Origin of the sequence: Parafannyhessea sp. (assembly GCF_051876455.1) — a bacterium.
Taxonomy (GTDB): Bacteria; Actinomycetota; Coriobacteriia; order Coriobacteriales; family Atopobiaceae; genus Parafannyhessea.
The window spans coordinates 1-10,305 of sequence record NZ_JBJEHW010000157.1 but is presented as its reverse complement, the minus strand read 5'-3'; the positions used below and the strand labels follow the sequence as shown (position 1 = coordinate 10,305).

Annotated in this window: 8 protein-coding genes; all 8 read left to right on the top strand. The window is 64.3% G+C overall.

Annotation, left to right across the window (positions count from 1 at the left end; all coding sequences use genetic code 11):
• Window positions 1–2,216: isoleucine--tRNA ligase (locus ACI38Z_RS06835; RefSeq protein ID WP_439789440.1), on the top strand; the 2,216-nt coding region annotated here is incomplete at its 5' end.
• A gap of 8 nt (window positions 2,217–2,224) precedes the next feature.
• Window positions 2,225–2,725, top strand: a complete 501-nt coding sequence (gene lspA / locus ACI38Z_RS06830) for a signal peptidase II (RefSeq protein ID WP_439789439.1) — start codon at window positions 2,225–2,227, stop codon at window positions 2,723–2,725.
• A gap of 99 nt (window positions 2,726–2,824) precedes the next feature.
• Entirely contained in the window at window positions 2,825–3,805 is a 981-nt protein-coding gene (locus ACI38Z_RS06825) for an RluA family pseudouridine synthase (protein WP_439789441.1), read from the top strand.
• 29 nt (window positions 3,806–3,834) lie between these two features.
• Complete coding sequence (locus ACI38Z_RS06820) at window positions 3,835–5,130, top strand: glycosyltransferase family 2 protein (RefSeq protein WP_439789438.1); 1,296 nt, start codon at window positions 3,835–3,837, stop codon at window positions 5,128–5,130.
• 97 nt (window positions 5,131–5,227) lie between these two features.
• Entirely contained in the window at window positions 5,228–6,742 is a 1,515-nt protein-coding gene (locus tag ACI38Z_RS06815) for an IMP dehydrogenase (protein WP_439789437.1), read from the top strand.
• A 137-nt stretch (window positions 6,743–6,879) separates the two neighbouring features.
• Complete coding sequence (locus ACI38Z_RS06810) at window positions 6,880–7,659, top strand: (Fe-S)-binding protein (protein WP_439789436.1); 780 nt, start codon at window positions 6,880–6,882, stop codon at window positions 7,657–7,659.
• Complete coding sequence (locus ACI38Z_RS06805) at window positions 7,652–8,839, top strand: SpoIIE family protein phosphatase (protein WP_439789435.1); 1,188 nt, start codon at window positions 7,652–7,654, stop codon at window positions 8,837–8,839. The genes ACI38Z_RS06810 and ACI38Z_RS06805 overlap by 8 nt, the downstream gene beginning before the upstream one ends.
• 12 nt (window positions 8,840–8,851) lie before the next feature.
• On the top strand, window positions 8,852–10,270 hold the full coding sequence (locus ACI38Z_RS06800) for a 4Fe-4S dicluster domain-containing protein (protein WP_439789434.1): 1,419 nt from the start codon (window positions 8,852–8,854) through the stop codon (window positions 10,268–10,270).
• Window positions 10,271–10,305: the final 35 nt, after the last annotated feature.

The following is a 10,305-nucleotide window of genomic DNA, read 5'->3' as shown; positions in this document are numbered from 1 at the left end:
CCGAGATCGAGTACGGCGACGAGGTCTCTCCCGCAATCTTCGTGCGCTTCCAGATGACCACGGTGCCCGAGGGCCTCGAGGCCTACAGGGACAACCTGTGGGTCGACATCTGGACCACGACCCCGTGGACCCTTCCCGCGGACGACTGCGTCATCCTGCACCCCGAGGCCGACTACGTCGCCGTCCTGGTCGACGGCCGCGCCGAGCTCATGGCGCAGGCCCTGGTGGAGAAGGACTGCGAGAAGTTCGGCTACGAGTCCTGGGAGCTCGCCAAGCGCCCGGACGGCTCCGTGTGGAGCATGACCGGCACCGAGCTCGTCCACAACAAGTACAAGCAGCCGATCTTTGGCGACCAGGGCGTCGAGGGCGAGTTCATCTACGCGGACTACGTCACGCTGGACGACGGCACCGGCATCGTGCACTCCGCTCCCGGCCACGGCGTGGACGACTACAACGCCGGCATGCGCTTCAACATCCCCGTGGTCATGCCCGTGGACGACGACGGAAACTTCTACAAGGGCGACGGCATGGGCACCGGCGGCCCCTGGTCCGGCATGAACGTGAACGACGCCAACCCGAAGATCATCGAGTGGCTGCAGGATCGCGGCACGCTGATCCTGCACGAGGACATCACGCACAGCTACCCGCACTGCTGGCGCTGCAAGCAGCCGGTCATCTTCCGCGCCACGAGCCAGTGGTTCGTGAGCATGGACAAGACCGGCCTGCGCCAGGAGGCCCTCGACGAGCTCGCCAAGGTCAAGTTCTACCCGGCGCACTCCCGCAACCGCATCACCTCGATGGTCGAGAACCGACCGGACTGGTGCATTTCTCGCCAGCGCAACTGGGGCGTGCCCATCCCGGCGTTCACGTGCGAGGACTGCGGCGAGACCGTCATGAACGACGACACGCTCGACGCCGTCATCAAGCTCTTCCGCGAGAAGGGCTCCGATGCCTGGTTCACCGAGGACCCCGCCAGCTACCTGGGCGACGCCTGCGTGTGCCCCAAGTGCGGCTCGCACCACCTCAAGGCGAACAAGGACATCCTCGACGTCTGGTGGGACTCCGGCGTCAGCCACACCGCCGTGTGCAAGCACCGCGACTACCTGCAGTTCCCCGCCGACATGTACCTCGAGGGCTCCGACCAGCACCGCGGCTGGTTCATGAGCTCGCTCATGACCTCCGTGGGCGCCTACGGCGTCGCGCCGTACAAGTCCATCGTGAGCCAGGGCTTCACGCTCGACGGCCAGGGCCGCAAGATGTCCAAGTCCCTCGGCAACGTCATCGACCCCAACAAGGTCTGCGCCAAGGACGGCGCCGACGTCCTTCGCCTGTGGCTCGCCTCCGTCGACACCTCCGTCGACGTCCCGTGCGACGAGACGATCCTCGGCCACGTGGGCGACGCCTACCGCAAGATCCGCAACACGCTGCGCTTCCTGCTCGGCGAGCTCGAGGGCCAGTTCGACCCCGCGACCGACGGCCTTCCCTTCGACGAGCTCGAGGCAAACGACAAGGTGACGCTCGCGCACGTGTGCGAGGTCCACGACGTCGTGACCAAGGCGTACTCCGAGTACCGCTTCAACGTGGTCTACAGGAACCTCTACGACCTGGTGACCGAGCTGTCCAACGGCTACCTCAACGCGACGAAGGACCGCACGTACTGCGGCGGCAGGGGCTCGCACGAGCGCCTCTCCGCCCAGACCACCTGGGCGCACATCCTGTCGATGCTCGTCCACGACCTGCAGCCGATCCTCGTCTACACCACCGACGAGATCATGGCGTACCTGCCCGAGTCCATGCGCGAGGGCCAGAAGTACGCTGCGCTCCTCGACTGGTACCAGAACCCCGTCGCGTCCGACGTGTACGAGAAGTACCTCCCCGCGTACCAGGCGCTCGCCGAGGCAAGGGGTGCCTTCACCAAGTCGTACGAGGAGGCGACCGCTGCCGGAACCATCACCGAGAAGACCACGCAGGCCGCGCGTGCCGAGCTCACGCTCCCGGCCGAGGCATACAGGACGCTCACGGAGGCCGGCTGCGACCTCGCGGAGGCGTTCGTGTGCTCCGAGGTCTGCGTGCACGAGGGCGATGAGCTCTCCTGCGAGGCGCTCCCCGCGAACGGCGAGAAGTGCCCGCGCTGCTGGAACTGGCGCGAGCTCGGCGAGGACGGCCTCTGCGAGAGGTGCCACGAGGTCGTCTCGAACCTTCCGACCGAGGAGTAGGCTGAGCCGTGGGAGAGACGAGCAGGCTGACGGCGCGCGGGTATCGCGCCATCTGGTTCTGGGTGGTGGCGTGCCTCGTGCTGGTGCTCGACCAGACGACCAAGCTCGCCGTCCGCTCCGTGATGAGCGTGGGCGAGCGGCGGGAGTTCATCCCGGGCGTCCTCGACCTTCTCTACGTGCGCAACGACGGCGCCGCGTTCAGCATCGGGCGCGGAGCCGGCGTGGTCTTCGTGGTCATCGCGGCGCTCGTGGTGGTGGGGGCGTTCCTGCTCGTCTGGAAGCAGGACCTGCCCCTGTCGCTCGTCGTCTCCATCGCCTGCGTCGCGGGCGGCGGCGTCGGGAACATGATCGACAGGCTGGTGGCGGGCTACGTCACGGACTTCCTCGCCACGACGTTCATCGACTTCCCGGTGTTCAACGTGGCGGACATCTTCGTAACGGTGGGCGTGGTCGTGTCGCTCATCGGATACAACCTATGGGACTCGCGGCGCGAGAAGGCGCGCGGGTAGGCAATTGGAATCTGGGGCGGGTCCTTGGGGCCCGCCCTTGCATTGGGGGTGCACGTGGCAAGGATCGTGAACGCGCTGGTCGGGCCGGAGTCCGACGGCATGCGGCTCGACGCGTTCCTCGCGTCGGTCGACGGCTGCCCGTCGCGCAGCGCCTGCGCGCGGCTCGTGGCCGATGGCGAGGTCACCATCAACACGACGCCCGCCACGTCAAAGAGCGAGTCCGTCTGCCTGGGCGACAGGGTGCAGGTCAGGCTTCCGGAGCCCGAGCCGGCGGATGGCGAGCTCGCGCCCAACCCCGACATCCCGCTCGACATCCGCTTCGAGGACCAGTACCTCATCGTGCTCTCCAAGCAGGCGGGACTCGTCTGCCACCCGAGCCCCGGCCACGTGGACGACACCCTGGCCAACGCGCTCGTGGCACATTGCGGGTACGGCCACCTCGGCATGCTCCAGGGCGACGACCGCCCGGGCATCGTGCACCGGCTCGACATGGACACGTCGGGGCTCATGGTGTGCGCGAAGGACGATGCCGTGCAGAAGTCCCTGCAGGACCTCATCCGCCTGCGCGTGCTCGACAGGCGCTACGTCACGCTTGTCCACGGCTACGTCGCGCCCGACTCGGGCACCATCACGACCGGCATCGCGCGCTCGCGCAGGGACCGCCTGCGCATGGCGGTCTCGGACGACCCCTCCGCGCGCGAGGCCATCACTACGTTCACGACGCTCGAGCGCTTCGAGGCCGGTCGCGTGGATGACGGCTACTCCCTGCTCGAGTGCCACCTCTACACGGGGCGCACCCACCAGATCCGCGTCCACATGCGCCACGTCGGCCACCCCTGCGTGGGCGACCAGCTCTACGGCCGCGGGGACGACCGCGCCAACATGGGCCTGCGCCGCCAGTTCCTCCACTCGTGGCACATCAGGTTCGACCACCCCGTTACTGGAGAGACCATCGAGCTTGCGGACTCGCTCCCTCCCGACCTCGCGCATGTACTAGAATCGCTCTCTGAGCGTTCCATGGGTCGCACCACGGCGGGCGAGAGGATCTGCCCCCAGCTGCTGGACCCGGGACGTGACTGAGGTCCGGATCCTACGGAAGGGGTGTGCGCTTGGAGCTGGCAAGACTCGGCACGTCGCCCATTGAGGTCTTCAACAGCATCGTGGGGATCTTCTTCACCGTTGCCTATTTCTACCAGGTCATCTATGCGATCTGGGCACTGTTCCGCGGCGAGGTGAAGCTTCCCGACGCCAAGAGGAACCACTCCTACGCCTTCGTCGTCGCCGCCCACAACGAGGAGGCGGTCATCGCGAACCTCGTCGAGTCCATCAAGGCGCAGCGCTACGACGGACTGATCGACTGCTACGTCGTGGCGGACGCGTGCACGGACGACACGGCCGAGGTCGCGCGCAGGGCGGGCGCCATCGTGTGGGAGAGGAACGACCTTGCCCGTCGCGGCAAGAGCTGGGTGCTCGACTTCGCCTTCGAGCGGCTCATGCGGGAGTGCCCCGGCAAGTACGAGGGATTCTTCATCATGGACGCGGACAACGTGATCCCGCCCGACTACGTCAGCATCATGAACAAGACGTTCGACCAGGGCTTCCTCGTGTGCACGAGCTACCGTAACTCCAAGAACTTCGACTCCAACTGGATCAGCGCGGGCTACTCCCTCTGGTTCCTTCGCGAGTCCCGCTACCTCAACAACGCGCGCATGCTCCTCGGCACGAGCTGCGCCATCTCGGGCTCCGGCTGGCTCGTGTCCGAGTCCATCATCAAGGGCATGAACGGCTGGCTCTTCCACACGCTCACGGAGGACCTGCAGTTCTCCGCATTCTGCAGCTCGCACGACATCCGCATCGGCTACGCCCCGGCGGAGTTCTACGACGAGCAGCCAACGGACTTCAAGACCTCGTGGACGCAGCGCATGAGGTGGTCGCGCGGCGCGTACGAGGTGCTCTTCTCCTATTGGCGCGACCTGCTGCGCGGCATCTTCAAGGGGCGCTCGTTCGCGTCGTTCGACATGCTCATGTGCATGTCTCCCGCCATGATCTGCACCGTGCTCTCCGTCTTCGTCAACATCGCGTACCTCATCATCGGCACCGCGAGCAGGGGCTACATCGCCACTCAGGGCGAACTTGGCTCGTGCGTGCGCTCCATCGTGACCACGCTCTTCTCGTCCTACCTGATGTTCTTCATCATGGGGCTCATCACCACGATCACGGAGCGGAAGAACATCCACTCCAGGAGCCGCTGGCGCGTGATCTCGAACATCTTCACGTTCCCGATCTTCGAGCTCACCTACATCCCCATCAACGTGATCGCGCTCTTCAAGAAGGTCGACTGGATCCCCGTCAAGCACGACATCGCCGTCGACTTTGATGAGGTGGTGAGTGAGGGCGCCAGTTAGGCCGCTCGTGCCGCAAGGTGTTACAATTTCTCAAAATCCATCGGCAAGCGCATGGGTTTCGTCCCGTCAGTGGTATCTGATGCAAAGGAGATTGCGTATGGCAACGTTCTTCAAGGAGGAGTCCCACACCTTCTCAGAGTACCTTCTCGTCCCGGGTTATTCCTCCCACGAGAACATTCCGGCTAACGTCTCGCTCGAGACCCCGCTCGTCAAGTTCAAGCGCGGCGAAGAGCCCGCCATCAAGATGCACATCCCCATGGTGTCGGCAGTCATGCAGGCCGTCTCCGGCCCGCGCCTGGCCATCGCCCTAGCCCAGCAGGGCGGCATCTCGTTCATCTACCAGTCGCAGACCCCCGAGGACGAGGCCGCGATGGTGCGCGAGGTCAAGACCTACAAGGCCGGCTTCGTCGTGTCCGACTCCACCCTCACGCCCGACATGACCCTGCAGGACGTGCTCGACATCCGCGACCGCACGGGCCACACCACCATGCCCGTCACCGACGACGGCACCCCGCACGGCAAGTTCTGCGGCATCGTGACCAGCCGTGACTACCGCGTATCGCGTGACGACCGCGGCAAGAAGGTCTCCGAGTTCATGACGCCGGCGTCCGAGTGCGTCACGACGGACACGAGCACTTCGCTCAAGATCTGCAACGACATCATCTGGGAGCACAAGATCAACACCCTGCCCGTGGTCGACAAGGACGGCAACCTGTCCTCGCTGGTCTTCCGCAAGGACTACGACTCCCACAAGTCCCGCCCGGACGAGCTGCTCGACGAGCACAAGCGCTACGTGGTCGGCGCCGGCATCAACACGCGCGACTACGCCGAGCGCGTGCCCCTGCTGGTCGAGGCCGGCGCGGACGTGCTCTGCATCGACTCCTCCGAAGGCTACTCCGAGTGGCAGAAGCTCACGCTCGACTGGATCCGCGAGCACTACGGCGACGCGGTCAAGGTCGGCGCGGGCAACGTCGTCGACGCCGACGGCTTCCGCTACCTCGCCGAGGCTGGCGCCGACTTCGTCAAGGTCGGCATCGGCGGTGGCTCCATCTGCATCACCCGCGAGCAGAAGGGCATCGGCCGCGGCCAGGCGTCCGCGCTGATCGACGTCTGCCGCGCGCGCGACGAGTACTACAAGGAGACGGGCGTCTACGTCCCCGTGTGCTCCGACGGCGGCATCGTGTACGACTACCACATGACCCTCGCGCTCGCGATGGGGGCCGACTTCCTGATGCTCGGCCGCTACTTCGCGCGCTTCGACGAGTCCCCCACGCGTCGCCTCAACGTCAACGGCAACTACGTCAAGGAGTACTGGGGCGAGGGCTCCGCGCGCGCCCGCAACTGGGCCCGCTACGACCTCGGCGGCTCCAAGAAGCTCTCGTTCGTCGAGGGCGTCGACTCCTACGTCCCCTACGCCGGCCCGCTGAAGGACAACGTGGAGCAGTCGCTCACCAAGGTCCGCTCGACGATGTGCAACTGCGGCGCGCTCACGCTCGCCGAGCTGCGCGACAAGGCCAGGATCACGCTCGTCTCGTCCACCTCGCTCGTCGAGGGCGGCGCACACGACGTCATACTCAAGGACTCCGACACGAGCACGAACTTCAGGTCGTAGCGCACGCGGAGCCTAGCCGCGCGCTGGCGCTTGATGTAGCATTGACCCACCGCCATAACCTAGTGTGGCGGTGGGTTTTTGTATGTCGACGCCCGCGCTGGATGGGCCTTGGGGTGATGAGCATGAAGAGTTGCGGTGTGGCAGAGAGGCTGGCCGCCATGAACGTGGAGTACGCCGCGGAGAAGGACTTCCCCGTCCCCCAGCCCGGCAAAGCGGAGTGCCATCAGAGCTATCTGCCCATCCAGCTGGACGCCGAGCAGCCCAGCGAGATGGAAATCCAGGATATGCTGGTGCGGATGGGCAAGACCGATCCGGCCATGCGCCTGAACTGCGGCTCCTGCGGCTACAATACCTGCCGTGAAAAGGCCATCGCCGTGATCCAGGGCAAGGCGGAAATGTCCATGTGCCTGCCCTACATGATGGAAAAGGCCGAGGGCCTGTCCGACGCCGTGGTGGTCAACTCCCCCAACGGCATTCTGGTGCTCAACGATGAGCTGGAAATCCAGAAAATCAACCCCGTGGCCTGCCGGATGCTCCTCGTGCGGGAGGAACGGGATGTGCTGGGCGAGCAGGTGATCCGGCTCATGGATCCCAACCTGTTCCGGAAGGTCCGGGACAAGGGCCGCCCCCTGAAGGAGGAGCACATTTACCTGGCGGAATATGACCGGTATGTGGACCGGATCATTCTGTATAAAAAAGACCTGCACCTGTTCATCTGCACCCTGCGGGATGTGACTGCGGATGTGCTGGCCCAGGAAAAGAAGATGGAGATCCGGCAGCAGGCCGTGGAGATGGCGGACGATGTGGCCAAGCGACAGCTGAAAATCGTGCAGGACATCGCGTTCCTGCTGGGCGAGACGGCGGCGGACACCCTGACGGCCATTGAACGACTGAAGGAGACGATATCCGATGAGTGATACCATGTATGCAGATATCGGCTATCAGAGCCTGCTCAAGAACGGGCAGTTCGTGTGCGGCGACCATGTGGAGCGCATCGACCGGGATGACGGCAGCGTGGTGCTGGTGCTGGCGGACGGCCTGGGCAGCGGCGTGCGGGCCTGCATCCTGTCCACCCTGACCTCCACGATCCTCTCCCGCCTGGTGGCGGAGAACATCCCCATTTCCACCTGCGTCCACGCGGTGGTGGAGGCCCTGCCCATCAGCTCCGTGCTCCAGCTGGCCTATTCCACCTTCACGGTGATCAACATTTCCCCCAGCGGCCGGGCGATTCTGATCCAGTATGACAATCCGGGCCTGATCCTGTTCCGGGACGGCAAGGAAAAGCCCATCCACTACCTCCAGACCACCATCGAGGAAAAGACCATCGAATCCGCGGAGATCCAGCTCCAGGAGGGGGATGTGCTGATGGTGTTCAGCGACGGGGCGGAAAACGCCGGCGTCGGCCCGGGCATGAGCTATGCCTACAGCTGGGGCCGGGACAATATCGCGGAATACATGGCCCCCTTCAGCCGGGTGGGCTTCTCAGCCAAGACCCTCAACACCATGTTCCTGGACGAGTGCAGCCGGCGCTACGGCGGCAAGCCCGGAGATGACACCACCTCCCTGACCGTGTGTATGCGTACCCGGAAGCAGGCGAACCTGCTCATTGGTCCCCCGGCCAACCGGGATGACGATGACAAGATGCTCTCGCTGTTTTTTGCCAAGCAGGGGCGGCACATTGTCTGCGGCGGCTCCACCGCCCGGCTGGCGGCCCAGTATCTGAACAAGCCCCTGACCGTGGTCATGAACCAGAAGGACACGGACGACGATATCCCGGCCATCGGCCGGATCGAAGGCGTGGACCTGGTCACCGAGGGCATCATCACCCTCCAGCGGGTGCTGGAATACGCAAAAAACTATCTGGAAGACAACAGCGCCTATACCCAGTGGTGCTATAAACGGGACGGCGCGGCGTTCATCGCCCGGATGCTGTTCGAGGAAGCCACGGATATCAACTTCTTCGTGGGCCGGGCGGCCAACCCCGCCCACCAGAGTCCCGATCTTCCCATCAATTTCAGCACGAAAATGCAGATCGTGTATGAACTGTCCGAGTGTCTGAAGAAGATGGGGAAAACCATCCGTGTCAGTTATTTCTAAGGAGGCCCTCAGATGAGAAAGTTTGATACCCAGGTGCAGCTGCTGAAATACAAGGTGCTCCGGGAAGTGGCCCGGGCAGAGTGGGAGGACCGGCTGGATCAGGCGGTGTTCGACATTCCCAAACTCATTGCCCCCGGCCCCCATTCCACCATGCGCTGCTGCATTTACAAGGAGCGGGCCATCGTCAGCGAGCGGATTCACATGGCCATGGGCGGCAATCCGGACAATCCCAATGCCATCGAGGTCCTGTCCATCGCCTGCGATGAGTGTCCCACCAGCGGCTATGCGGTCACGGAGATCTGCCGGGGCTGTCTGGCCCACCGGTGCCAGGACGCCTGCCCCAAGGGGGCCATCAACTTCAAAAATGACCAGCACGCGGTGATCGACAAGACCAAATGCGTCAACTGCGGCCTGTGCGCCAAAGCCTGCCCCTATTCCGCCATCGTGGACCGGAAACGCCCCTGTGAGAACGCCTGCAAGATCAAGGCCATCTCCATGGCGCCCACCGGCGAGGCCCAGATCGACAACAGCAAGTGCATCTCCTGCGGCGCGTGCAGCTATCAGTGCCCCTTCGGCGCCATTATGGACAAGTCCTACATCGTGGATGTGGTCCGGATTCTGAAGGACAGCGCCAGAGAGAATGTGCGGGTCTACGCGGTGATTGCCCCGTCCATCTCCAGCCAGTTCTCCTATGCCAAACTGGGTCAGGTGGTCAGCGGCATCAAGGCCCTGGGCTTCCACACGGTGGTGGAGGCCGCCCTGGGCGCGGATATCGTGGCCTGGGACGAATCCGCCGAACTGGAGGAAAAGGGGCTGCTCACCAGCTCCTGCTGCCCCGCCTTCGTGGAGTACATCGCCAAGTCCTTCCCGGAGCTGCAGGACAAGGTGTCCCACAATCCCTCCCCCATGGCGGCCATCGCCAAATACATCAAATCCACCGATCCCACCGGCAAGGTGGTGTTCATCGGCCCCTGCACCGCCAAGAAAAACGAGTTCCGGAAGGAGAGCGTCCGCCCCTGGGTGGACAGCGTGCTGACCTTCGAGGAGCTGCAGGCCCTGTTTGACAGCCGGGATCTGGAGATCAGCACCCTGCCCGAGGATGTGCTGGACAACGCCTCCTACTACGGCCGGATTTTCGCCCGCAGCGGCGGCCTTTCCGAGGCCGTGGCCCAGGCCTTCTCCGAGAAGGGCAGCGACTTCCAGGCCAAACCCGTGGTCTGCTCCGGCATCGAGGAGTGCCGCATGGCGCTGATGAAGCTGTCCCGGGGCATCGGGGACTTCAACTTCATCGAGGGCATGGCCTGCGTCAACGGCTGCATCAACGGCGCCGGCTGCGTGACCCACGGGGCGAAGAACAAGAGCGAGGTGGACAAATACGGCCGGGAGGCCATGGAAAAGACCATCTCCGACGCCATCAGCATGCTGAAATAAATCTGATTGCTTACTTTCATTTCCCTTTTTTCCTT

Coding starts and splice junctions, on each gene's coding strand:
- ACI38Z_RS06825 (WP_439789441.1), top strand. CDS start 2,825: ATGCGGCTCGACGCGTTCCTCGCGTCGGTCGACGGCTGCCCGTCGCGC.
- ACI38Z_RS06815 (WP_439789437.1), top strand. CDS start 5,228: ATGGCAACGTTCTTCAAGGAGGAGTCCCACACCTTCTCAGAGTACCTT.
- ACI38Z_RS06805 (WP_439789435.1), top strand. CDS start 7,652: ATGAGTGATACCATGTATGCAGATATCGGCTATCAGAGCCTGCTCAAG.
- ACI38Z_RS06800 (WP_439789434.1), top strand. CDS start 8,852: ATGAGAAAGTTTGATACCCAGGTGCAGCTGCTGAAATACAAGGTGCTC.